Raw genomic sequence first — 26383 nt, 5'->3', positions numbered from 1 at the left:
ATTCTCTAGGGTGAATCTTAAGTTCACCCTAGAGCTCTGCCCGATTAAAGCCAGCAACCTATTCGTAGGCTGGCAAGCCTTTCAGAATGCCATTAACGGTATCCAGGCGTTGAGCCCAAGGATCGTCTTTTCCTTCTGAACCGCCCAGCTTTAATTGCATCATTTCATTCGTTTGTAAGCTTGGCCATTCGGGCAAACCTTCTCCATTTGGGTTTCCCGTTTTTGCAAAGTTTGTCCAATAGCTCATCATGTTTTCCGACAGCTGTCGCTGCTCTGCGGATGGCTCCTTTGACTCCATGTGATCACCGGTAAAATTGCCGAACATATACGGCAGCTCGGTCGCATGCGCTGCGCCGTAAATTTTCTCTGGTAATTCCGGAGGCTGAATACCCGCAGTCGGCACACTGAATCGGTATGCGTATACCGGATTCCCGCTGTCGTGCTGTAATTGCGATAGTGCCCGAATTTGGGAATGAAAGTTGTAGTCACTGATAAACAAGGTATCCCGTAACAACTCTGTTTCGTACGAGGGCGTCAGTTGATCGTAGGTTGCCTCGGGAAGGATATCTTTAAGAACCGACGCCTTTTGCGCCTCTGGCGGCACCATTCCAAACTCGAAATCGTTGGCGCCAATCATGAGAGGGACCTGTGCTTGGTCGCCTGCGGCAAACACATCCGCAACATTGTTTTTCAAGGTAACGCCATCCACCGCAAACTGAATGTAACGCTGATAATTGGTTCCCTCGACGATCTTTTCCGGTGGTAAACTGCGTAGAGTGGCGAGATCTGCCGCGTCCAACGATAATTTATCGGCCAGTTCCGCCGCCATGGCTTCTACGCCTTCCTCGCCTTCTTTTGCCAGCTTCTCCATTCTGGGTAAGTCTCCACGACCGTAGCCGGATTGAGAAATGACCTGGCTAAACAAGCCTTTGGCGAGCGGGGATGCCATCAAAGCATCAACAGAGGCCCCACCGGCTGACTCCCCAAAAATGGTCACTTGATCAGGGTCACCACCAAAATTAGAGATGTTGCTCTGAACCCATTGCAATGCCGCAATTTGATCCAGCAACCCATAGTTATACAGCTGACCGTTATCAGGATTCTCTGCGCTGAGTTCCGGATGTGCAAAAAAGCCAAACCATCCCAGTCGGTAGTTAACCGTCACAACCACAACATCATGACGTGCCAGGTTTCCACCGTAGTTGACCGGACGCGAGCCAGAACCAGAAACCAAGCCGCCGCCGGGAATCCATACCATGACAGGGAGCGGTTGATCACTTTCGCCCGCAGGCCGATAGACATTCAGATACAGGCAATCTTCGCTTTCTGCCTGAGTATACGACTCGCTAGATGGCATTTCCGGTGGCGTGGGGCGCTGCCAACAACGATTTCCAAACTGATCCGCGAGCAAGGTATTTTCTCGAACAACAGCAGGCTGTGGCGCTCGCCAGCGCAAATCTCCAATAGGGGGCGCAGCGTAGGGAATACCTTTGAATTCAAGAAGCTCACCCTCGATCACACCTTGCACCAGGCCCTGCTGAGTTTCGACAGTGCCCTGCTGAATATTGCTTGAGGAATGATGGGAGGAACAATTCTGTAATAACAGAGGCAAGGTTATGGCAAGAGCAAGGGGCTTTATACGAGATAGGCGCATTGTGACATCCAATGTTAGCAGTCAGTGAAAGAAACTGCGTTCGATCATAGACCTATAGCTGTCGTTCACTTTAACAAATATCAAAAATACACTAACGAACCTTATTTTAACCTCGACGATTTCCAGTTCTATTTTTCGATCCCAGTTATACGGTCAGTAAACAAACCTTTTAGATTTTTGATAATTGTCATGGTGGCCAAAGCTAACGAGCGCAAAATCAACATGAATTTACACCATTTGCTCAATGCACATTATTAATTGCTGCAAAGGCCGATTGATTGACCACCGACTCTCAGGAAAAGCCTCAATGGAAGATGCGAACACCCAATCACGGCGATCATTTCTCGCCGCAGGTCTAACGGCAGCGGTTACAGCATCGACTGCTGGAGCGTCCATCGGATCGACAGTAAGCGCTACGAGCGATCACTCGCGCCCGTTGGATGTCACCGACCCCAGAGAAAACCTCTACGGGTTTGCCAAATTATGGGGCACCATTGGGGACAAAGCCGTATTATCCGGCTATCAGGGTGTGCAATACGCGATTGTTGGAAACCAGCGCGCCAAGCCACTCTTCGGCTATTGCGGTTTCGGTAACATTCGCAATGTTATTCTTGAAGACGGCAGCGTAAAGGTGCTGGGCAAAGAATGCGGCTACTTCACAGACCTAGCCACCGGCAAAATTCTTGACCATTGGGACAACCCCTGGACCGGGGAGCGGGTGGAGGTTTTTCCGTTTCTCAACGACCGCTTTCGGGGCACATTGGGCCTAACCCGCAAGGTCTTTCGCGTCGGTGACAGCGAAACCACCAACAATGACATAGGCTCAGCAAAAACAGGTGGTGAGCCATTTCTGTTACCCTGGCAGCCTATTGGCGATCAATATCTGCTGGGCTGGGATTACGCCCACGAATATACCAATCCGGTAACGCCAGAAGGCTGGCCAAAGGCGTCAACCGGCCATCGTGTTAATCCGTCTGAGCACTTCACAATTTTTACCCCTCGCGCCGAAATCGATGATCGCTCCCTGGAAACAGCCAGCTTTCACGCGGGTTTTATGCGACAAGCCCCCTGGTGGCCATGGATGCTGATGGGGCAAAGTGGCGTTCACGGTGTTCTCATGGGCCGGATGCACAGCTATCAAATCACTGGCGGAATGGACGATGTTCCCGTCGCCGTTCGCGAAAGGGTCGAACGCGACCGGCCAGATCTGTTTGAAGAACCTACCGACGGACCCGACCTTGGCGTGCTCGGTACGCTCGAATACTACGCGGATCAGGTGCCACCAGAAACGCCAGATTATGAGAAAACAGCAACACCGCTTTAATTTAACGACTTACAACCCTGGTCGGTAATATCGCCAGGCAAAATTAATCAATAATAGGACGTTTTTTGACAGCGCTGACAAAGCGTAAAGACGTTTAACCACTGCTCTGAGAGATCAACCGGGCAAAATAAGAGGGCGTGAGTCCAAACCGCTCAAGGCCCCTTGCCCAAACCTAAAACAATGAATTCGCAGTGAAGAGTTGAGCACATGATTATTGAGAAAGACAAAACTATCGGAATCAAAACCATCGCATCTATCGGTGTTATCGCATCAGCACTATCGATGGAGTCCCCAATCGTTTTAGCTGAAGGCATATTAGAGGAAATTGTGGTCACGGCTCGAAAACGAGACGAGAGTCTGCAAGATGTTCCCGTCGCCGTATCTGCGATTACAGCGGCTGATATCGATAAACGTGGCATTGTTGAAATCAAAGATCTCGGCGATCAATCGCCCGGTTTCACCATATCTGATAACTTTTCCGGCAAAACCGATCGCACTGTGCAAACCTTCACTCTACGCGGGTTTTCCCCCAGCAGTGGCGTAGAAACCACAGCCTCCATGTTTATCGACGGGGTACCAGTTTCGTCAACAACCGCCATCTCATCTGTCGGATCCCCCGAGCGAGTAGAGATTCTGCGTGGGCCGCAAAGCGCCTATTTTGGTCGTAACACTTTTGCCGGAGCGCTCAACGTTGTAAACCGTGAGCCGGGCGAAGACTGGGCGGGATCTGTCGAAGGCACCCTTGGCAACGAGGACTACTACCGGCTGAGAGGCGAGGTGGAAGGTCAGTTGATTCCCGAAAAGCTGGCGTTTCGGACGTCCGCAGAAATGTATGACAAGCAAGGCTACTGGGATAACGAGTACGACGGCAGTACTCTGGGCGATCAGAAAACCCAGATGTTCAACGCTCTGATAATTGCGACACCGACCGACGACCTTACCATTAAAGGCTTCGGCTTCTATTCTCACGATGAAGACGGTCCCGCCGCATCGGCGTTTGTATCCGCTGTTGATATCACAGATTCTGCGGGCAATGTCCTGGTTCAGGGGCAATCCAACTGTACGATCGTCTCAGCCCCTTATTTTTGCGGCACTGTCCCCACAAAAGTTGACGGTTATTCCTACAACACCCAGGCAACACCAGAAATCAAAGCGTTGCTAAATAACTCAGAAAACCGCATTACCGATACCGATATGCTCGATGACTATGGAATGGCTCGCGATTATCAACACTGGCATTTAATCGCCGATTGGGATCTTGGCGATTCAGGGTTCACCTTGTCATCTCTTTCTGGCTACAACCAGGAGCAATGGATACTGCTCAACGACATTGATCACTATGGTTCTGATGAATACAACTACGGGTACCTGGTTGAGCGGGAACAGGAGGATTGGTCGCAGGAATTTCGCTTGAGCTATGACAATATGGGCAAATTCCGCGGCAGTGTTGGCATCAGCTATTTGGATGCAACCACTGACTCAACGATGACAACCCTGCTGTCGTTACTGCCCGTCCCCTCCTCGGTGACACCCACCGGAGAAAACGAAGCCGAAACCTTCGGTGTCTTCTTCGGTATGAGCTACAACTTAACTGAAAAATTAACCGTAAGCTTAGAGGGCCGATATCAGACAGACGAGATCATCGCCTACGACGTTGATGGTAACGAACAAGCCTCAGACACCTTCAATAACTTTCTGCCGCGCGTTATTGTCGACTACAAAGTCAACGATGACTTAATGGCGTATGCCTCAATCGCGCAAGGTGTAAACCCTTCTGCGTTTAACCTGGGACTTCAAACCCTAAGCGACTATGTTTATAACGTCGCGGTAGAGGAAGGCATCACTCTGACCGTTGAACCCGAAGAAGTCACCAACTACGAGCTGGGATTAAAAGGCTCGCTACTCGATGGTTCCGTAAATTTCTCAACAGCCTTTTACTACGCGCAATGGAAAAAGCAGATCAACCGGATCAATATTGTTGTTCGTGAACCAGGAACCGACATGGCAACCAGCTTTTCCGGTGTAGCCAATACCGGTGAAGTCGACCTGTACGGATTGGAGCTCGAAGCCAATTGGGCCATCAGCGAAAACCTTATTATGAACGTTGCTGCGGCGTATACCGGCTCGGATATTAAGTCCTATACCAATGCGGCAGCGACGTCGTTAACCGGTATTTCAGACTTCTCAGGCAAAGAGCAGCCCGGTGTTTCCAAATATTCGGGAAATCTCGGACTTCAGTACGACAATGTACTCTCTGGTCCGGATCTTCCTTGGTTTGCCCGCCTCGACTACATTTACAAAGACGGCCAGTGGTCCAACCAGGCGAATCATGTGAAAACCGACGATATCCATCGGGTCAATCTACGTGCTGGGATAACCTATAACGCCATAGAGGTTCAGGCCTATGTCGACAATCTGTTAGACGACGACACCTACACCTCCTCCTACGATTACTACGCTTTCGATGCATCCGGCATTTACTTCGCTGATAACTCAGGCATGGTTTTAGGGCTCTCTGAGCCGAGAACCTATGGTGTGAAGGTTAAGTATTCGTTCTAAGTAAGATTAATGAGGCGTTTGCGACGGGCGCCTCTTTTTATTCGCGGAAAAAGAGCGCCCTTCGGGGCGCTTTTCTACTGCGCCAAATACCCACCATCGGCGGGATAATAAGCACCGGTAATAAAACTCGCTTTATCACTCGACAGCCAGCTGACTAAATTGGCCACCTCTTTCGGTTCACCGATGCGTTTAACCGCATGCTTGTCTTCAAGCAATTTACGTGCGTCATCGGGTAAATTTTCTGTGGTTAATCGCGTGTTGATAAACGCAGGCCCAACCGCATTGGTACGTATACCGGATGCGCTGTATTCCAATGCCAGAGTTTTTGTCAGCCCAACAACACCATGCTTGGCCGCGGTGTAAGGAGCAACTTCTGGGAAACCAACCGCGCCCAAAATCGATGCGACATTAACAATCGCGCCTCCGCCGGTTTTTAACATGGCATTTATCTGGGCACGACAGCCGTAAAATACGCCGGAAAGATTCAGGTTAATCACCTTCAACCACTGCTCGTCCGTCAATTCACCCGCTTTCACAAAGTCACCACTGATACCGGCATTATTACAGGCAACATCGAGTGAGCCGAGCGTCTGTACGACACTATCAATCAAGTCCTTATTACCCTGAGAGGTACTGACATCGCACGGAATGAAGTCTGCCTTACCCCCCTGCTCCCGAATAAAGGCCACCGTTTCTTCCCCACTGGCGGCATCAATATCAGCGACAATAACGGCAGCGCCCTCTTGAGCATAATTCAGTGCGATGGCACGACCTATTCCCAAACCTGCCCCTGTCACCAACGCATTCTTTTGACGTAGTAGCATGATTTTCCTCTTTTCTTATCGGTATTTTATTGTGAGGTGTTACGCGCAGAGCTTTCTCGCATTCATCTATTGAATGCGAGAAAGCTTGAATGATGAGAAATTCTACGGAAGGACAAAAATAAAAACTGTCACTATTGCGAAATAGGAAAGGTTTTCGTGGCTCTTATAGCGCACGGTTAAAAAGACTTATGACGTTTTTCTTTCGCTGCTGCACAGCTACACTTTTTTACCGGCATTTGGCGTATCGATCGCATCGTGATCGACCAAATTCCAAGCCATGCCAGCGTTGCGGTAAATGCGTTTTTTCTGGCTTGGGTAATCGGCAACGTCGTGATCCAGGCGCTGCCCAACGACAATACATTTGAACGGCTGATCGGAAACATTCCGCAACAGATGTGATTCACCACCAGCCGGGTAACCGATAAAATCCCCCGGAGACACGGTGAAAATGTCATCGCCGATGACCGCTTGCGCCTGCCCTTCCAGCATGTAAACGCATTCGTCTTCAAAGTAGTGGACATGCTCTTCCGTCGAGTCGCAACCTGCGGGCACTTCAATGATATGAAAACCAAAGCCGGTTATCCCGGTAAGATCCCCCAAGGATTTGTTGTTGCGCTGCGCCTTGGCATTGAGAAAATGCACCTTGTCGACACCTTCAAAAGCGTCTATCTCAGCTTTCGTCAATACACACTTATCCATAACCTGCCTCACACTGAAAAGTCCGTTGTTTTATTCTGCGATCTACCCCTTCGACAGTAACACATGATTGGGAGAGGCCCCACCTTGCTACCGATCTCATGCCATGATAGCGTGCCTGGGTTTCCGCGCCTGAAACTACTGTATGTCACTGCCAGAATTTAACCTCGCCCAGGGGCTAGGCTACCTCGCGTTTTTTCTCGGGATCTACTGCTTTTACCAGAAAGATGATCGCCAGTTAAAGGTCATTATGGTGGTCATGAACCTGAACCTTGCCCTCCATTTCGCGCTACTGGGCGCTGTTACGGCGAGTTTTAGTGCCTTGATGGCAGGCGTTCGCGCACTCGTGGCATTAAAAACCTCTTCAATCTGGGTGGCGTTTATTTTTATTGGCGTCACCCTTGGCTGGGGCGCCTATCTGGCGGAAGACTGGACGGATATGATTCCAGTCGTTGGCAATTGCATTGGCACCTTCTCGGTATTCTGTTTACGCGGCATCGCCATGCGGTGCGGTTTTTTATTGGGCGCCTGCTGCTGGCTGACCAATAATATTCTCGTTGGATCCATCGGGCCAACGCTGCTGGAGGCCACCTTAATCGCGGTAAACTGCACCACCATGTGGCGGTTGTTAAGGGATAGAAAAACCACACAGGCACAAAAAAGCCCCGCACAAGGCGGGGCTAAAGGGGCCGAATAAAACCTATCAGGCTTTATCAGGCAAGGCGTAAGCGATAACGTAATCGCCCTCTTTGGTTTCCATAAAATGGTGACCCGCGGCCACAATCACCAAATACTCTTTGCCATTTTGCTCGTATATCATTGGGTTTGCTTGACCGCCTGCGGGCAGAGCATCCTGCCATACCGTTTCACCCGTCTCGATATCGATGGCACGAATCAGGTCATCGGTTGCCGCGGCGATGAAAATCAAACCACCTCGGGAAACGACAGAGCCACCGTTATTGGGTGTGCCAATTGTCACGGGCAGGTGCGAGGCAATACCGAAAGGACCGTTCTTGCGTGCGGTACCGATTGGGCGATCCCACAGGGTACGTCCGGTTGCCAGCTCGATGGCACGAATACCACCGTAGGGAGGCTCTTTACACAGCATGCCAGTAAACTTCACCCGCCAGCCAGCGTTCACATCAATGGCGTAAGGAACACCTTCTTGCGGATCACCAGCACCTTCTGCTGTGCTGCCTTTCTTCTCAGTTTGCTGGTCTCGAGGCAACCACCCTAATTCATTGGCTTTTTCACGCGGCACCAGCTGATTGTAATTAGGCATATCGTTGTAGTTGGCAATCATGACGCCACGCTCAGGATCAATGGCAACACTTCCCCAGTCAGATCCACCGTTGTAGCCAGGATATTCGATCCAATGGGTCTCTGTGGTTGGCGGCGTGTAAAAGCCTTTGTAAGACGCACGATTGAAATTGATGCGACAGTACATTTGATCGAAGGGTGTCAGACCCCACATATCTTTTTCCGTTAGATCTGGCTTGCGCAGTGTGTGATAGAGAGAATGGGGTTGCGTTGCCGCACGCATTTCCGGCTCTAAACCACCTTGCGGAGCCGGTTTTTCAGCCACCTCGGTCAGGGGTTTTCCGGTGCGACGATCAAGAATGTAGATATCACCTTGTTTGCTGGGAAGAACCACGGCAGGCACAGGCGTACCGGTTTTATCTGGGTAGTCAATTAAACTGACCTGAGACCCCAGATCATAATCCCAAACATCCATATGCACGGTCTGAAACTTCCAGACCTCTTTGCCGGTTTTTACGTTTAGCGCAACCAGAGCCGTTGTGTAGGGTGTTTCAAAATCGCGACGAGAACTGCTCCAGTAATCGGCAGCGGAGTTACCCATGGGCAGATACACCAGCCCCAACTCTTCATCACCCGTGGCAGTCGTCCACATGTTAGGTGTGCCTTTGGTATAGGTCTCTCCGTCTTGCGGCTTACCGGTGCGCTCCGGGGCACCAACGTCCCATGCCCAACGCAACTCACCAGTGACAGCATCAAAGCCCTGAATAACGCCGGAAGGTGCCCAGCGATATTGACCATCCGTCACCTGGTGACCGGTCACAATCACGCCATCAACAACCACCGGCGCAGAGTTGATTGCCACCATATAGCTTTGACCTTCAGGCACCCCCATACCTTGAGTGATATCAACCTGGCCGTTATCACCAAAGTCCGTGCAGAGTTTGCCGGTTTTCGAATCGACAGCGATGATGCGACCGTCAAGCGTCCCTTCGACAATACGCTGCTCACAGAATCCATCGCCAGCAGGCTGTTCTGATTCGGTAGCAGTTTCGGAATAAACAGCCGGTTGCAAACTGGCTGTTTGCGATTGATCGGCTGAGACCTCCTGCATTTGAGGTGCAGCCTGGGCTGGACCAGCCGAGTTCAGTTTGCTGACATCCACATAGGTAACACCACGACAGGCTGCCGTGTAGGGAATGGTCGACTCGGACACTTTGGGATCGTACCGCCAGATTTCTTTGCCCGTTGCGGCATCCAAAGCCATCATCATATTGCGTGAAGAGCAGAGATACAGACGATTATCCACCTTCAGTGGCGTTGTCTCAGCCCCCCAACGTTCATCGGGTAAGTCACCGGTACGAAATGTCCAAGCTCGCTGCAACGAGCCGACGTTCTCTTTGTTGATTTGCGTTAGCGGGGAGTAACGCAGTGCATCACCAGCCCTGCCATAGTTTGGCCAATCGCCAGCCTTGGCTTCATCCCCACTCTGTGACGTTACCTGATCTGAATCGATATGCGTCTGCACCTGAGCGGTGGCCGCATCGGGAAAATCTGGCACGGCAGGAGTAACCCCGTGAGGCGCAAAGGCAAACCCAAATGCAACTAAAAAGGCAGCAATACCAGCGCCAATACAACGCTGCATTGTTTTTTTACTAAATGGCGAATCCAACCGGGTCAACGTGAACGCAACCAGGATTCCCAATATCAAAACCACATCGAAACGAGGGACCCAGCGCCAATAATCCAAGCCGGATTCCCAGGCGGCCCACAGAAAACTAAAGAGTAAGACAACGCCGAATAACAGTGCCCCCGAACGCTTTTGCTGCATAAGCAGAACACCGGCGGCGAGCATACCAACACCGGCAATGCCGTAGTACCAGGAGCCACCAACGGCAATGAGCCAGAAGCCTCCCACGATAAAGCCGATACCGGATAACGCGACCAGCGCACCGACGAGTTTTGGCAGCCAGCCAGAACGGCCGCCACCCCCATGTACTTCACTCATGATTAAACCCCAAGAGAAAAACCGATATGCCAATAATCATCGCAGACGGAGTGTCTGGTGATATCGAACCCCAAATTAGGAAACCTCTGATTAATTACCTGCGTTGACATCGCTGCGTTAATCAGAGCTTCCTTAGAATCTCATTGCGTTCTGTGAATCAGCGGTGAACGTTCACTTATGAAGTGATTCACGCGAATGAGAAAAGAAGTCCTTTTACAGGAAGAAGATCCTTACGCACTTTTCGGATAGGCGTCGCAATCGCCGTATTGATTACCGATTAGAACGGCATACCGGAAAAGTGCGCATGGTCAAAGTACGCGTTGGATTGCTATGACGGATTACAAAAGAATCACAGGAATGACAAAGAAGGGTTAAGGGCGAAGTGCCTACTACGCCCAATATTTAACTGCTTAAAATGCTGTCCTGACGAAAGAGGTAGAAGGCCACAGCCAGAAAGGCCAGTGCCGCAGCGATACACGCCAAGCTGGCGGGCAGCACATGCAGCAGTGAATAACTGGTGTCCATCATGACTCGGTCGGTGTAGAGATAATTTCCCTGTATCGGGATTGCCGAGAGAATGGGCGTTTCTCTAACGTCCATAAACAAATTAATTAACATCGGTGCCAATGGAACAAACATCGCCAACCCGATCAGTGTCTGCGCTTCTTTCTGGCTTTTGGCGAAGGTGGCAATGGCCAGGATAAAGCTGGAAATCAAAATGCACGCTGGCCCAGCACTGACGAAAATCTTTAACCAGGTGATGACAGAAGGAATGTCCGCAAATTCAAAAAATCGCTCCGGCAAAAACGACGATAACAAGGCACAACACACCAGGGACAGAGTCATAGATCCGATGCAAAACACCAAAACCGACAGGTATTTGCCAAGAACAATTTTATTGCGGGAGACCGGCAAACTTAACAGAGGCTCCAATGATGATCTCTCGCGCTCACCGGCTGTCAAATCGGCCGCTAAATAAAAAATTCCCATAGAGCAAGAGAAGAAAATCAGAAACGTCACGATGTTCGCCAGCTGGCTGGACGTCTTACTCTGCTCTGACAAGTCTCTATCAATCACATCAAGAGGTTTTAGCAGCTCAGGCGTAAATCCCCGTACGGTCATACGCTTACTGCCAATTACTCTCGCGTAGTTATCCAGTTCAGATCTCACATGCCAGTAGAGTGCCTCAGAATCCTGTCGCTCCTTACGATAGTGCAGAAACAGTTTTGCGGGCTTGCCGTCTTGCAAGCTTTCGCTGTAACTTTCATCCAGGGTCAGAACCAAATCGACGTCACCATCGAGGATCTGCTGTTCATAATCATCACCGATGGGTTTAGCATCTAAATTTCTGGACGTCAGATAGCTCACCAGATTCGGTGCTTTTTCCATCTCATAAAAAGAAAATTCGGTGCCGGCATCAAAGCTCTTAATGTGCTTATTGGCCTGAATGATCAGCGGCACCATAGTTAGCGCCGGCAAAATAAGTGCGCCATAAAGAATGGCAAAATACGAAGAACGTTTATCGCGCAGGTTATCGCGAATCTCTTTCCACATAATAAGAAAAATCTGCGACATCAGGCGTCTCCCAGAGATTCGCCAATGGCAACGACAAACGCATCTTCAAAATCGTCTTGCCCGGTTTGCTGCAGAATCTGCTCAACACTGTTTTCAATGACAACGCGCCCATCATTAACGATGGCGACATGGTCACACAAATGGGTAATCTCCTGCATGATGTGGCTTGAGATCAGCACACAGTGGCCGCGTTCGCGTAAGCTTTCCAAAATTTTTCGCAGGCTCCGTGTGGCCATGACATCAAGCCCATTGGTGGGCTCATCGAGAATCAGATTTTTCGGGTTGTGAACCAAGGCCCTAGCGAGCGCCACTTTGGTTCTCTGTCCCTGAGAGAATCCAGCAGTACGACGATCCGCAAAGGCTTCCATACCTAAAATATCGACCAACTCCAATACACGTGACTTGATCAGCGGTTTTTCAACCCCTGCGAGAGCTGCGAAGTATTCGATATTTTCGATCGCCGTTAATCTTGGGTAAATGCCCGAGTTATGCGGCATATAGCCAATGGATCTGCGAACCTCGAGTTTGTCTTTAACAATATCCCAACCGTCGATTTGCGCACTGCCGGAATCCGGCGAGATCATTCCCGCCAGCATCCGTAACGTCGTCGACTTACCTGCACCATTGGCCCCCAGCAAACCCGTAATCTTGCCGTCTTCGGCCCGAAAGGAAACGCTCTGGACCGCGGCAACTTTTTCTTTGCGGCTGCCCTTTTTGGCAAAGGATTTTGCCAAGCCTTCTGCGTGAATCATAAATGCCTACGAACAGGTTTTAAGGTGACGCTGTATTAAAGTTGATGAACACGGGATCTGCACTGATTCGATCCAAACATTGGGTATCGATATTCTCTGTGCTTTTGTCGTTGATAAAGATTTCAATCAAGTCGGGCATACACCCTGTCACGCTGACAAAATGACCCTGTCCCTTCAAGACGAGCTGCGTTGCATGACTTAATTCACGCGCGGTTTTTTCTGCGTAAGCGGGAGGCGTAATGGGGTCATACTCACCTGAGACCAGTAACGTAGGAATGTTCGACTGCAGCGGCTCTCGAGAAAGTTTGTTTTCACCAACCGGCCACACGCTACAGGTTGCCTGCAAAAATTCCACAAAATCGAATCTGAAATAACTGTCTCGATTGAGTTTCGAAAGGGTATCCGGATACTCGTTAAGATAAGGCGCGTCTTCTGTACAAACCACCGAATTATGTAACCCGGTGGAGATGGCATCCTCCAGGGAATCGTTGACTGCCTGAGCGGCTCGCGCCAGGGGCGAGAAATTATTCTTTACAGCGGCTTCATGCAGCATAGGTGGCAGCAGTGCCGCTGTGCTACTTGAATACAAATACATTCGCACCAGCGTCGCCAACATTTCGCTGGTAAATTCGACGTCTTCAATATCACCGCTGGTAAAATTTTCGACCCGGATGTTAACCGGGCTCTCATTGAGCCGTTGAAACAATTGATCAATTTCGAATTTCAAATTAGGCATGCGCTTATGGCACATGACATCTTGCTGGCAGCGCTCGATTAAGACATCGAGCATCGCCTGACTTAAATGAGCAATGTTGAGACCGAGCACCTCTGAGGGCGCCAGTACGGAATCCAGAACCACACTGCGTACGCTTTCCGGATTGCGACGCATATAGTGGGTAGCCACACGAGTTCCATAGGAAACCCCAAGGAGGTTCCAGATTTCAATACCCATGGCCTGACGCAGGGTTTCGAAATCCTGAACCGTGGTATCCGTGTTGTAGAAACGCACGTCCGCATCTAACAGGGCTACGCAATCCCTGGCTGCCTGTCTGATGACAGATAAATCGGTTTCGGTTTCGAGACCGGCATAGCGCTCTCGGATTTCGTCACATCCCAAGCGATTGGAATAGCCGGTGCCGCGCTGATCGATAAGATAGAAATCCCGATTAACCGCCAGCGCTGGCCACTGATAATCGGCATAAAGATAGGATTCACTGGCTGCCTGACCTGGCCCACCGGCGATAAAAAGAACGGGATCCTGAATTTTCGTCGATGAGCGTTTGGCAGGCAGACGTACAACGAAGAGATCGATCGTTTTGCCATCAGCATCCGCAGGATTTTCTGGCACGGGATACCAGGCACATTGAACCTTGCGCTCGCGGCCCTGTGCGCGAATCCGGCATTGTCGAAATTCTAATTCACCGACGTTTTCCAGAACCTCTGCTGAAGGATCACGAATATCCTCCGGTTTCGGGACTTCCGCCCACGCCTTCGCGGCGCCCACCACACTGAATACCAGGGCGAGCCAACCTAGCCGCAAACAACTACCCAATTGCATCCATACCCTACCTTTTATGCGATCCCTATGAAGCTTAGCAGGTCACTGACGTTTCCCAATAACAGAGCTACGCTCGTGTCCACATAGTATGACGCATAAGGAAGTTGAAGTTTAGGGCGATCTGGAGTTAATGCTAACCGGGTCGTTTAAAATCAGAGGTTCCCTTACGTTGAAAACCTAAGACGCAGATTGTCAGAGGTCCTCTTTAAAGACGGCTACTCTTTCAATACCCCCGCGGCTTTTTGCGCAATGGCGAGATCAGTCTCTCCCGCAGAACCACTCACGCCAAGAGCACCGACGATTTCGCCGTTTTGCTCAATTACGACACCACCTGCCAGAGGCATAAGCTCACGCACCGATAATAGAGCCGTCTCACCGCCATTGATTTTTGATTCAAAAAAGTCCGCATCTGTCTTCATGTAAGCAGCGGTCCTGGCCTTTTCGATGGCAACATCAACAGACACTAATGCTGCGTCATCCATACGCTGAAATGCAATCATATGCCCAGAGGCATCGACGACAGCGACACAAATATTGACCTGCCGCTGCTCGGCTTCCCGCACGGCGGCAGCCACAAACCTATTCGCAGCGATAAGGGTTAGATGACGTTGTGATTTTGTCATCGTATCTTGTGCCATAGTCACCTCGGAAAATAACAACATGCTTGCGAACAGCATACAGGCGAAACGAATACCGTCTTGCAGGCGACTACCGGGCTTAGATGTCTTCCCAATACTCAGTGTATTCAACAGCCTAAATGCACAGAAATTAATCAAAACGCTCACCCGCTTCTTCAGAGCCATAACGCCAATAGCCCGCGGCCTTTAACCAAGGTTTCTGCAGCTGTCGGGACTCCAACAAATATTGGCGTACGGCTTTCACCATGCCGGATTCCCCCGCCAGCCAACAAAATGTCTGCTGCAGGTTGGCCCTCTTGTCCAATTCTTGCAGCAGGGGCTCGGCAGTAATTAACTCCGTTTTCGAGCGGCAGTGCCAATGAATTTGCGTATCGGCCGCAGTCTCGAATGTCTGACAATCATCTGCAGAAGGCACCGTCACTAACACTTGTACGTGAACGCCTGCTGGCAGCTCCTCCAAACGGCGCCCAATGGCCGGTAGAGCGGTTTCATCACCAATCAACAACCATTGTCGTATATCACCTTCCACGACCTGCGAACCTTTTGGTCCGCCAACCTGAAGCGTTTGCCCCGCCTGCGCCTGCTGAGCCCACTGGGCGGCTGGGCCACCCTCATGCACCGCAAAATCCAGAGTCAGGCGCTGCTCTGCGGCGCTAAAGTAACGCGGCGTGTAGTCGCGTTTGGCGGACTCTCCGTCTGCCAAAGGAATAAATACTTTGACGTGATCATCGGGGGAAAGAGACGCGAAGTCGGCAAGATCCGGACTCTCAAATTCGATTCGAACCATATTGGGCGTCAATTGGGTTCTTTGTGTAACAAGCAGCTGGCGAAGTTTTAGCGGATGACGCGACCGAACCAACACCGGCTCTTCAGAGGATTGCATTTGGGACGTTTTCACAGAAGAGTTCTCCTTGGCGATCACATCTCGCCAACATATAATTGACCTTATCAACTACACTACCGAAACTTGTTGATACTATCAACTATATTTTCAAAATAGGTTCCCGTCGTGCAAGATCACCACATCATTCATTGCGCCTCCAACGTCTTACACAGCTTCAAACAGCAGCTTGGCAAGGAATTTCGCAAGGCGGGTATTGACCTGGCTCCCACTCATCTCAAAGTCATGCGGTTGGTCAGACGGGAGTCCCCTTGTACCAGTCAGTCCATTGCCCAAATCCTAAAACGGGACAAGGCACAGGTGACACGGCTGTTGCAAGAGTTGATCAATCAGAATCTACTGGAAAAAACCCCTCACCCATCGGATAAGCGCAGTCATCTGTTGTGTGTCTCCCACAAAGGAACAGAGATGATGACTCAGATGAGCGAAGCCGAAAGCCGGGTTCATGCTGCCATGTACCGAGGCGTTACTGAGGAGGAGATAGCCGCAAGCACAGCACTCTTGACTCGCCTGCAAACGAATCTGGATTCTCCAACAGACTCAAACCTCTAAGCAGAATCTGTTCGCGCCCTATTCGTCTGCGCCTAAGGAAGCCTTCATTCTCGGCAGGAGATTTCAGCTGCCAATTCTTGAGATCTACCTCACATTTGGCACGCCATTGCTTGTGATATAGCGATTCGCTCTATTTCCCTCCCTCTTAGATTGGCCATTTCACACCTTCCCCGTGCCGCCTCTCTCAGTTTTGATAACACCGGGTTATTTCAGCTAACTCCGCATATGCCTTTTCAGTATCTTTACTGTGTCTTCACAGGAGGTGATCTGAACACAACAACATTTTTGATATTGATAGAGGCTCACCATGAAATCACTGAACAACACTCGCAAATCTCTTCTGTCACTGGCTCTGGTTAGCGGTGGCGCACTGCTCGGTCTGTCTCACGCGCCGGCAACCCTCGCGTCTGACTGGACCTTCTGTTCAAAAGAGAAACAAACCTGTGCCTTTGACGGCGAAGCGGAAGTCCGCTACGGAAAAAATGATTCCTGGAACACCGCCACCTTTGAAGACGGTGTTTACTGTGGCAACGCCAATTTTGGCGATCCACTGCCCGGCACCTTTAAGCGCTGTGAATACCGATTGGTTGTGGCTGAGCCGGTTATTGAAGAACCCGTGGTCGAAGAGCCGGTCGTTGAAGAACCCATTGTGGTAACAACACCGCCCAGCGATTGGGTGTTCTGCTCGAAAGAAAAATCATCCTGTGAGTTCGACGGCACTGCAGAGGTACGTTACGGCGCCAGCGGTTCTTACAACATTGCCACCTTTACCGATGGCGCCTGGTGTGGCAACGCCAACTTTGGGGATCCTGCCCCTGGCACCTTTAAGTCTTGCTACATTCGTCAGTTAACCGACGATACTGCAGGTACGGGCGGTGGCACCGAGGAGCCAACAACCCCACCGGTAACAACGCCAACCGAGAGTACCTTGAGCGTGAGCTGGGACATCCCAATGGAAAGAAGCAACGGCGAAACGCTTTACCCTTACGAGCTGGCCGGTTATCAGTTGCAGTACAAACTGACCGATGATGCGGACTTCACCTCAGTAACCATTGGCGACGGCCTGCAGACAGAATTGAATCTGGAATTGCCGAAAGGCACTTACCATGTTCGTATCAAGGCGATTGATACTGACGGGCTTTCCAGTGAATTTTCAGACATCGAAGAGCTGGCGGCTCTGTAACACCGCCGCTGACAACAACGACAAAGAACCTCTATCTTCCCGGACTGCACTCAGTGTTGTCCGGGCTTTTTGTGGTTCAGTAGCCACAAAAAAGTTATAGATCCAGTGACTGCCAATCGTCGCCCAATTCAAACTGTAAGGACTTCACCTTACCGAGCCCTTCTACATTGATCTGATTAATTTGACCGGACCAATGATCTTGCATGGCATCAAAGCGAAACCACAATTTACTGACCGATGAGGGAATGGGAAATTCCTGATAAACCCAGATAAATTTTCCATCCACTTCCTGACCAACATCGGACAATGAAATCATCTTTGGTTGATTCACACCGATGGCAAAATGGTCTTGTACATAGTCGGCAAATTTATGCTGAGCAAGGGCGTCTTCTTCCAAATAAATTTGTTTTCCTGCCAGCTCACTCAACACATGCTCTGCATCGTGAACGTAGAATCGATGCATGATTTCTACGTTGCCCGTACGCTGATTAAACAACACTTTGGTGATCGCGGCTTTCATCTGATGAGCGCTAACAAACGCGCTCATCATCAGAGAAGAAACGAGTAAAACACTGCGTAATACCATCATTTTTGGTGGAAACCCGGCTCTGGCTTTTCTTCTTTCGTGGTGGAATCAAACATGATGTCACGCTCGACGGGATTCAGGCTTTCCTCTTCTTTGTACACTTCCAATCGTGATTTAATAATACGCCGAGGGTAATGGTTGTTTTCATTGTCGACATCCGCGGTTTCCCAGCGAGGATCAACAACAACCTGCGCCAATTCTTTTTCCGTCACGATCAATTTCGCAACCGACTTTGGCGAACGGCGCCAAATCTCAGCAGGAATATAGCGCTCTTCTACGGAACCATCGGCATAGGTCAGCTCCAGAAGAATCGGCATCACCAAACCACCCAGGTTTGAAAATTCCAGCACATAGTAGTTCTTGTCTTCTTTGACAGCGCGTTCTAGCGTCGCACGCTCCCAAGGTTCCAGATCCTCAAGCAATTGTGCGTATTCGTTGCGCTCTTTATTGGTCACGGTAAAGCGATCATTTTTATCGTAGTAATCCTGCACATCCGGATTTCTCTCAACCCAGGTTTTGTTGCCTGCATCGCGTTCGCGTTTCTCAAATAACGGTTGAGGTTTATCCGCCTCTTCCTGACGGCGACGGGCAAAATCTATGTCGGGGTTTTTGGTATCGAGTCGCAATTGCCAGACTTTATCAATGCTGATGTCAACATGATCGGTGGAATAAAACCAACCGCGCCAGAACCAATCCAGGTCCACGCCGCTGGCCTCTTCCATGGTACGGAAAAAATCAGATGGTGTTGGGCGCTTGTACTCCCAGCGAGTGGCGTATTCTTTAAAGGCGAAATCGAAGAGGTCTCTGCCCAAAATGACTTCCCGCAAAATATTCAAGGCAACGGCAGGCTTGGTATAGGCATTGGGACCAAGACGCAACACCGAATCCGATTGAGTCATAATCGGCACCTGAATATCGGACTTCATATAGTCCACGACATCCCGAGGCTCGACACCCCAGGGCATTTTCGGATCCCACTCCCGACCGGCAACGCCATCGAGAAAACTGTTCAGCCCCTCGTCCATCCAGGTCCACTGGCGCTCATCCGAGTTGACCAACATCGGGAAGTAAATATGCCCCACTTCGTGAATGACAACGCCGATCAAAAAGCGCTTTTCCGCCTGACTCCAGGTACGGGATCCGTCTTTATTGAGCGTCGTCCGCGGACCGTTAAACGTGATCATTGGATATTCCATCCCGCCCACAGGGCCGTTAACACTCTGAGCAACGGGATAGGGGTAATCAAAGGCGAAGCGTGAATAGACTTCCAAGGTGTGAATGACGGCTTCGGTCGAATATTTTTTCCACAGATCGCCGCCTTCTTTCGGGTAGAAAGACATCGCCATGACTTCGGGCTGAATATCGCCACCCTGATGATGGGCGCGGGCATCCCACATGAACTTACGAGACGATGCCCAGGCAAAATCTCTCACCTGAGACGCTTTAAATTTCCAGGTTTTGGTTTCGTCCGTACCGTCCTTCTCGTTCGCCAACGCTTCCTCTTGCGTCACTACAAAGACCGGCCGTTTGGCATCGCGCGCCTGTTCCAATCGCTTGCGCTGCGTCGCGGTCAAAACCGCATCCGGATTTTGTAAACTGCCCGTTGCAGAGACGATGTGATCGGCCGGGACCGTCAGACTGACATCATAGTTGCCGAACTCCAGGGTGAACTCGCCCCGCCCTAAGAATTCTTTGTTGGTCCATGCCTCGTAGTCTGTGTAGGCATGTAATCGAGGAAACCACTGGGCCAACAGAAAGATATCGTTGCCACCTTTTCGCTCGTCGTCGGGAAAATGCTCATAACCAGAACGCGCGGGAACCGCTTCTGTCTCGACAATGTTAAATTCGAAATCCATGCTGAATTGCAGCTGCTCACCGGGCGCCAGAGGCTGATTCAGATCCACGCGCATGTTTGTACCCACGATGGTTGCGCGCAGCTCTTTGCCGTCAGCATCTTGAAGGTGGCTGATGGTGTACCCCACCTCGTGGTCGTCCAACCACTGTTGGCGCCGTAATTCATCAAAAGTGAGTCCCGCTGGCACATCATCCATCGCCTCTCTGGTAGCGGGACCGCGATTACCAATACCGCCAAATGTGAGAGTTTTTTCCGCCATGGAATCCAAACGGAACTTATTCTGATCCAGCTGCAACCAGAGATACTTCAATGTATCTGGGGAATTGTTGGTATAGGTGATTGTCTGGCTGGCACTCAAATGCCGTTGTGTTTCATCCAAGGTGGCAGCAATACGGTAGTCGACCTGCTGCTGCCAGTAGGCATGCCCCGGCTCACCCGCCGCATTACGATAACTGTTAGGGGTAGGTAACTCTTCGTCCAATTGGCGAAATTTATCTTCGAAATCTCCCTTGGTTTGGGATACAGCACCTTGAACAGAGAAAGAACAGCACACGGCCAGAGCAGCAAGCGCGCGTTGAGAATATGAAAACATCGAATTTTCCAAACATCTGGGAGCGAATTTGACGAAAGTACCTCATAACGCAAGCAGCCTGCCGCGAGTCGTCACTGAGGTGAATAGCACTATAACGAATAACCGAGTAAAACCCTCATGTTTTCTCAGGGCATTCGTATGGATTTCCGGTAAGATTTGCAGGAGAATCCCGTATCAATAATAGCAATAAGGTTCCGATATGATTCTCTGCAATGGTGAAGCCCTGATCGACATGATTCCCTGCACGGATTCCGACGGTAATCCGGCGTTACGCCCCCATTGCGGCGGAGCCATTTTCAACACCGCAATCGCTCTGGGCCGCCTGGGCATAGAAACCGCTATGTTTAGCGGCATCTCGTCCGATTTATTTGGTCGCCAGCTGAGCGATGCTCTGGCCGCCAGCCACGTCGATACCTCGCTGCTCGCGGTTTTAGACCACGCGTCAACACTGGCATTTGTCGAATTACAAAACGGCCAAGCCAAATACACCTTTTACGACGAAAATTCAGCCGGGCGACTGCTGACGCCCCAACACCTGCCGACCCTACCGGACACCATTGATGCCCTCTATTTCGGAGGAATTAGCCTTTGCCAGGAACCTGCCGCCGATGCCTATCTTGCATTGGCACAACGGGAAGCCCCAAAACGCACCATAATGGTGGATCCAAATATACGGCCAGGCTTTATCGCTGATGTAGTCCGCTACCGAGATCGCCTCGGCAAACTGCTTGCCATTGCCGATATCGTTAAGGTTTCCGATGAAGATCTGCACTGGCTATTGGAAGAGAACATTTCTCTGGCGGAAAAAGCCCGCCTGTTGATGCCAGAAAATGCCAGCATGGTGATCGTCACCCAAGGCGGCGAAGGCGCTCTCGCAATCCTCCATTCCGGCGATGAGATCTTGGTACCTGCTGAGAAAGCTGAGGTCGTCGATACCGTAGGTGCCGGTGATACTTTTAACGCCGGAGTCCTCGCCTACCTCACCGACCAGAATGCTCTGCAGAAGACCCGACTCCAAACCATTGATGCCAACATCGCCAGTGCGGCTCTTGCTTTCGGTGCCAAAGTTGCTGCAGTAACCGTTGCCCGAGCCGGCGCGAATCCCCCGTGGCGCCACGAACTGCCGTAGTTCTACGACGTTTTTATTAGAAATCGCTGTAATACGCCCCCCGTTAGACTTTTTTCCGCTAACTCTTGCAACCGATTGCAGGGCCATCTATATTTCAACCGGTTGCAAGAGTAATTGAGCCAACTCCCTAAGGGGATAGGCCAGCTTTTCAAACACCATTAAACCCTTGCTAATAACGTAAAACTAAGGGACACACACATGAGCTATCGTCACTCCCCTCTCTATCTCGCCATAGGCCTGGCCAGTGCCACAATCAGTCACGCTGAAACCATTGAAGAAGTTGTGGTTACGGCTGTGCCAGCAGGTAGCAGTCAGCTCGAGGCCAGTGTTTCTGTCAGTGGACTCAACGCCGACGAAATTGCCTATAGCGCACCGCGCTCAACCGCAGAGATTTTCCGCTCTCTACCGGGAATTCGCGCCGAATCCTCCGGCGGCGGTGGCAACGCCAACATCACGGTAAGGGGAATTCCCCTGGCTACGGGCGGCTCCAAATTTATGCAAATCCAGGAAGACGGATTACCCGTGCTTGAATTCGGTGATATCAACTTTGGCAACGCAGATAACTTTTTACGCTACGACAGCTCTGTAGCACGGGTTGAGTCTATTCGCGGCGGCTCGGCATCGACTTTTGCCAGCAATTCTCCCGGCGGAGTCATCAACCTGATCAGTGCCACCGGTGAAGAGGAAGGCGGCAGTATCGGTCTTACCACAGGTATCGATTACGACGAGTTCCGCACAGACTTTGCCTATGGTGCGCCACTAAATGACACCTTGAGGTTTCACGTTGCAGGCTTTTTCAGAGATGGTGAAGGCGTACGCGATACCGGCTATAACGGCGATAACGGCGGCCAGATAAAAGCCAACATCACCCAGGAATTTGACGACGGCTTTTTGAGATTTTACTTCAAGCATCTGGATGACCGAGTGACGACCTATTTACCCGCTCCCGTACGAGTCAAAAATAATGGTTCTTATGGACCGGTCACCAACTTTGATGCGAGCAACGAGACGCTACACTCCCCTTACACGACGAATATTTCCACCTTTGACGCCTATGGGAATCCACAGAATCGGGACTTAACCGACGGTATTGAATCCAAAGTCGACTCGTTTGGATTTGAATTAAACAAAGATCTCGACAACGGCATAACACTGACAAACAAATTTCGAACATCGAAAATTAGCGGCGGTTTTATATCGCCATTTACCGATACGTTCGGCGTCTATGGCCCCCAGTCTGCTGACAGCATGGCGACAGCAATCTGTGGCTCCGCACTCGACGGTGATGGCAATGCATTTGACTGTTCAAGCACTTCTGTGACGCTGGCAGAGAGTGGAGACGCCTATGATGGACTCACCTATGTAAACCTCTTGTTCGATACGCGTATCAACGATCTTGGCAACATGATTAATGATTTCAATCTCACCAAGGATTTCGATAATGGCGTCAGCGTCACCGTCGGTTACTACTACTCGAAACAGAATATCGAAACCAGCTGGAGCAGCTGGCAGACGTTTATTCAAACCGTCGACGGCGAAAATTCCCAATACGTCAACATTGATGATGCCGCAGGCAACCCGCTGGTTTACAACGGCCTGTGGACGCCAAGCTTTCTGAGTTGGGAATGGGATCTGCAGTATCAAACGACCGCACCATATATGAATATCGGTTTCGATGTCGGCGATCGCTGGATTTTCGATGCCAGCGTGAGATACAACAATGTCAAAGCCAACGGCGAGCTGATTTCTCAATGTTGTGGTGGTAATAGCGACTACGATATCAACGGCAATGGTGTTATTGATCTCAATGTTGAAGATGCATCGTCCAGCAACGGCTTTGGCTTCGGTGGCGGCGTCATTAACCTGAATCGCGGAGGAGCCTCAGTACAACGTGTTGACTATGACACGGACGATGTCGCTTATTCTTTCGGCGGCTCTTACCTGTTAACAGACAGCTCAACCCTGTTTGCTCGCTACAGCGAAGGTCAACGCGCTATCGCTGATCGCCTTCTGCAAATCAGTGGCGCCTTGACGGCAGCGGGAGCCCTCGCATCCACAACCGATGGTTTCGATACTGTTGAACAGCTGGAACTGGGCTACAAATATCAGGGGGATGTCTTCGACGTTTACGCAACGCTGTTCGATACCACAACACAGGATACCCAGGCGGAGGTCACCAGCGGCAATACGTTCATGCGTGAATACGAAGCCACAGGTATCGAGCTTGAGGGCACTTGGAGTCACGATTCCGGATTTATGGTTAGCGGGAACCTAACCTGGACGGACGCAGAAATCAGTTCCGACCGCACCAATGCATCGGTGGTTGGGAATACACCCCGTCGCCAAGCCGATTTCATCTATACGCTGACGCCACAATACCGTGTGGAGCAGTTTGCTGTCGGTGCGACCCTGCAGGGATCTACCGAATACTATGTTCAAGATAACAACGACCTCAAGCAAGACGGCTATACGCTGGTTCATTTGTTCGCCAGCTGGAACCTTGCGGAAGATCTGACAGCCTCCCTAAATGTCAACAACCTTTTCGATGAATTTGTCATTACCGAATCGGAAGAAGGCTCTGCCAGCAATGGCGATATTATCCGTGCCCGCCCCCTGAATGGAACATCCACCACAGCATCTATCACCTATCGGTTTTGATGCGATTTGGGCTCGACAGTTTTCTGTCGAGCCGTTTTTGTAACGCGACTTTTTACGGGTGAAGAGATGCAATGAGTATCGCCCAATACAGCCAACTCAAGCTTACCAACCTCATCAACCAACTTGGTATAGCACAAACCACACCGCCACATGAGCGTGAATTCTTACTGCGTCTGGGCCAATACCTGCCGCAGCTGCACGCACTACTGGCCGACATCTATGATTTTCGCGATGACCTCGACCAACAGTTGGAGTCTCTGACAGAAACGCTCTACGACGCATGGCGGCAACGCCCTCAGCATCTTCACGCCAAGGATCAACAGCACATTGCCGACCCTGAGTGGCATCAGCGTTCCGACATCATCGGTATGGCCTGTTATGTCGACCTGATTGCAGGCGATTTATCCAGACTGCAACAGAAGATACCCTATTTGAAATCTCTGGGTATCCGCTATCTGCATTTGATGCCCCTCTATAAAGTACCGGAGGGAGACAGTGATGGCGGTTACGCCGTATCGGATTACCGCACAGTGAATCCCAAACTCGGCACCATGGATGACCTGCGTGAGCTTGCTGTTGCGCTCGACGCAGCAGGCATCCACTTGGTTCTGGATTTTGTGTTTAACCACACAGCGGACGATCACGCCTGGGCACAAGCCGCCAGGGCCGGTAATCCAACCTATCAGAGTTTCTACTATATCTTCGATGACCGCAGTATTCCCGATGCTTATGAGAAAACCCTGCGGGAGATTTTCCCTCAAATTCGCCGAGGCTGTTTTACGCAAATTCCAACGTCGGGCCAATGGGTATGGACCACATTTAATAATTTTCAGTGGGATCTAAATTACAGTAATCCCGAGGTTTTTCGGGCGATCGTCGCCGATATGTTGTTCCTGGCAAATGTCGGTGCTGACTGCCTGCGATTGGATGCTCTGGCGTTTATTTGGAAGGAAATGGGCACCGATTGCGAAAATCAACGCAAGGCCCATCAACTCATACGCGCATTTAATGCCTGCCTGAGGATCGCCGCCCCCTCAGTCGTCTTTAAATCAGAAGCCATTGTGCATCCCGACCATGTGAATCAATATATTTCGCCCGAAGAGTGCCAACTCTCTTACAACCCTCTGCTGATGGCGCTTTTGTGGAATAGCTTAGCAACTCGTAAAACTCGTCTATTGACCGAATCATTACAACATCGTTTTGACATACACAGGGACTGTACCTGGGTAAATTATGTGCGCTGCCACGACGATATCGGCTGGACTTTTGATGATCAGGACGCTGCCAATCTCGGCATTAATGCCTACGACCACCGGCATTTTCTCAACCAGTTTTACACCGGCCAACATCCGGGTTCGTTCGCCAAAGGCGAAGGTTTTCAGTTCAACCCTGCCACGGGCGACTGTCGTGTCTGCGGCGCTCTCGCCTCCCTAGCAGGCCTGGAGCAGGCACTAGAGCGGGATGATCCAAAGCTGATTGATATGGCGGTTCGGCGAATCCTACTACTGCACAGCGTCATTCTCAGCATCGGCGGCATTCCTCTGATCTACGCCGGAGATGAATTGGCTCTACTCAATGATTATGGGTATCGGCAAGACCCGCAGAAGCTCCATGACAGTCGCTGGGTGAATCGTCCGGCAATCACCGACGCAGACATTGCTCAAGCGCAATCACCGGAAACCATTCAACATCGTGTCTTTGAAGGGCTACAACGTCTGTTACAGACGCGCTGCCAAACACCGGTTATGGGGCGGGGTACAACGAAAATCCTGCAGACAGGCAATGACCATTGTTTCGCGTATCTGCGCTCTGACAACAACGGCGATCAATTGCTCTGCGTTTGCAATTTTAGCGATCACGAACAGCGATTGGACGCCCAATTGTATAAGCATTTCAACCAAACCGGCATCGCTCAGGAGCTGGCATCGTCCATTCAGGTCTCCGTGACACCCGACTGCTCAGAAGGTATTCAGTTACTCCCCCTGCAATTTCTCTGGCTGCTAATGCCCAGAGACCCAACATCCTAAATCGTTTATCCATTAGAATACGGGATTCCGCCAACGTCGATTTACACGAAGTACG

Annotated in this window: 19 protein-coding genes; 8 read left to right on the top strand and 11 right to left on the bottom strand. The window is 50.7% G+C overall.

All coding sequences use genetic code 11. The annotated features are described in order from the left end of the window. Positions 1–58: 58 nt before the first annotated feature. The gene (locus tag ACXAFR_RS03750; protein ID WP_475172108.1) at positions 59–1654 is read right to left on the bottom strand and encodes a carboxylesterase/lipase family protein; all 1596 of its coding nucleotides are present in this window, start codon (positions 1652–1654) and stop codon (positions 59–61) included. Positions 1655–1961: 307 nt separating this feature from the next. On the opposite strand from ACXAFR_RS03750, the gene ACXAFR_RS03745 reads away from it, so the two are divergent. Then, on the top strand, positions 1962–2978 hold the full coding sequence (locus ACXAFR_RS03745) for a DUF1838 family protein (protein WP_475172105.1): 1017 nt from the start codon (positions 1962–1964) through the stop codon (positions 2976–2978). Positions 2979–3185: 207 nt separating this feature from the next. Then, complete coding sequence (locus tag ACXAFR_RS03740; RefSeq protein ID WP_475172102.1) at positions 3186–5537, top strand: TonB-dependent receptor; 2352 nt, start codon at positions 3186–3188, stop codon at positions 5535–5537. Between the two features lie 74 nt (positions 5538–5611). Here the strand turns inward: ACXAFR_RS03740 and ACXAFR_RS03735 are convergent, their stop codons facing one another. Together ACXAFR_RS03735 and ACXAFR_RS03730 are read right to left on the bottom strand one after the other, a co-directional pair. Next, positions 5612–6361, bottom strand: coding sequence for an SDR family NAD(P)-dependent oxidoreductase (locus tag ACXAFR_RS03735; RefSeq protein WP_475172101.1), 750 nt, complete (start codon positions 6359–6361; stop codon positions 5612–5614). Between the two features lie 216 nt (positions 6362–6577). After that, a complete protein-coding gene (locus ACXAFR_RS03730) occupies positions 6578–7060 on the bottom strand; it encodes a cupin domain-containing protein (RefSeq protein WP_475172100.1) in 483 nt (160 codons plus the stop codon). Positions 7061–7202: 142 nt separating this feature from the next. Here ACXAFR_RS03730 and ACXAFR_RS03725 point away from each other — a divergent pair, with 142 nt between their 5' ends. Next, positions 7203–7754: a YgjV family protein gene (locus tag ACXAFR_RS03725; protein ID WP_475172098.1), complete on the top strand. Its 552-nt coding sequence runs from the start codon at positions 7203–7205 to the stop codon at positions 7752–7754. Between the two features lie 6 nt (positions 7755–7760). Here ACXAFR_RS03725 and ACXAFR_RS03720 read toward each other — a convergent pair whose 3' ends face one another. The 6 genes from ACXAFR_RS03720 to ACXAFR_RS03695 form a co-directional block, all read right to left on the bottom strand. Then, positions 7761–10322: a membrane-bound PQQ-dependent dehydrogenase, glucose/quinate/shikimate family gene (locus ACXAFR_RS03720; protein ID WP_475172097.1), complete on the bottom strand. Its 2562-nt coding sequence runs from the start codon at positions 10320–10322 to the stop codon at positions 7761–7763. A gap of 402 nt (positions 10323–10724) precedes the next feature. After that, positions 10725–11897 (bottom strand): ABC transporter permease, encoded by a 1173-nt coding sequence (locus tag ACXAFR_RS03715; protein WP_475172095.1) that lies wholly within the window; start codon positions 11895–11897, stop codon positions 10725–10727. After that, complete coding sequence (locus tag ACXAFR_RS03710) at positions 11897–12649, bottom strand: ABC transporter ATP-binding protein (RefSeq protein WP_475172093.1); 753 nt, start codon at positions 12647–12649, stop codon at positions 11897–11899. The genes ACXAFR_RS03715 and ACXAFR_RS03710 overlap by 1 nt, the downstream gene beginning before the upstream one ends. Before the next feature lie 19 nt (positions 12650–12668). After that, a complete protein-coding gene (locus tag ACXAFR_RS03705; RefSeq protein ID WP_475172090.1) occupies positions 12669–14207 on the bottom strand; it encodes an alpha/beta hydrolase in 1539 nt (512 codons plus the stop codon). A gap of 215 nt (positions 14208–14422) precedes the next feature. Beyond that, entirely contained in the window at positions 14423–14983 is a 561-nt protein-coding gene (locus ACXAFR_RS03700; RefSeq protein WP_475172087.1) for a GlcG/HbpS family heme-binding protein, read from the bottom strand. Then, positions 14976–15743, bottom strand: coding sequence for a siderophore-interacting protein (locus tag ACXAFR_RS03695; protein ID WP_475172085.1), 768 nt, complete (start codon positions 15741–15743; stop codon positions 14976–14978). Before ACXAFR_RS03695 ends, ACXAFR_RS03700 begins: the two co-directional genes overlap by 8 nt. Before the next feature lie 111 nt (positions 15744–15854). On the opposite strand from ACXAFR_RS03695, the gene ACXAFR_RS03690 reads away from it, so the two are divergent. Then, the gene (locus tag ACXAFR_RS03690) at positions 15855–16298 is read left to right on the top strand and encodes a MarR family winged helix-turn-helix transcriptional regulator (RefSeq protein WP_475172083.1); all 444 of its coding nucleotides are present in this window, start codon (positions 15855–15857) and stop codon (positions 16296–16298) included. 307 nt (positions 16299–16605) lie between these two features. Further along, positions 16606–17481, top strand: coding sequence for a fibronectin type III domain-containing protein (locus ACXAFR_RS03685; protein ID WP_475172082.1), 876 nt, complete (start codon positions 16606–16608; stop codon positions 17479–17481). Positions 17482–17575: 94 nt separating this feature from the next. Here the strand turns inward: ACXAFR_RS03685 and ACXAFR_RS03680 are convergent, their stop codons facing one another. Both ACXAFR_RS03680 and ACXAFR_RS03675 read right to left on the bottom strand, forming a co-directional pair. Beyond that, a complete protein-coding gene (locus ACXAFR_RS03680) occupies positions 17576–18070 on the bottom strand; it encodes a DUF6702 family protein (RefSeq protein WP_475172080.1) in 495 nt (164 codons plus the stop codon). Further along, entirely contained in the window at positions 18067–20514 is a 2448-nt protein-coding gene (locus ACXAFR_RS03675; RefSeq protein WP_475172079.1) for a M1 family metallopeptidase, read from the bottom strand. Before ACXAFR_RS03675 ends, ACXAFR_RS03680 begins: the two co-directional genes overlap by 4 nt. Before the next feature lie 199 nt (positions 20515–20713). Here ACXAFR_RS03675 and ACXAFR_RS03670 point away from each other — a divergent pair, with 199 nt between their 5' ends. The 3 genes from ACXAFR_RS03670 (at position 20714) to ACXAFR_RS03660 (ending at position 26328) form a co-directional block, all read left to right on the top strand. Further along, positions 20714–21643 carry a carbohydrate kinase family protein gene (locus ACXAFR_RS03670; RefSeq protein ID WP_475172078.1) on the top strand — a complete coding sequence of 310 codons (930 nt, stop codon included), beginning with the start codon at positions 20714–20716 and terminating at the stop codon, positions 21641–21643. A 198-nt stretch (positions 21644–21841) separates the two neighbouring features. Next, on the top strand, positions 21842–24301 hold the full coding sequence (locus tag ACXAFR_RS03665) for a TonB-dependent receptor domain-containing protein (protein WP_475172076.1): 2460 nt from the start codon (positions 21842–21844) through the stop codon (positions 24299–24301). 71 nt (positions 24302–24372) lie between these two features. Next, entirely contained in the window at positions 24373–26328 is a 1956-nt protein-coding gene (locus ACXAFR_RS03660) for an alpha-amylase family glycosyl hydrolase (RefSeq protein ID WP_475172074.1), read from the top strand. Positions 26329–26383: the final 55 nt, after the last annotated feature.

The organism is Pseudomaricurvus sp. ABR4_320 (genome assembly GCF_056159445.1).
The sequence above is the reverse complement of the archived record's forward strand: the minus strand, read 5'-3'. Positions and strand labels throughout refer to the sequence as shown.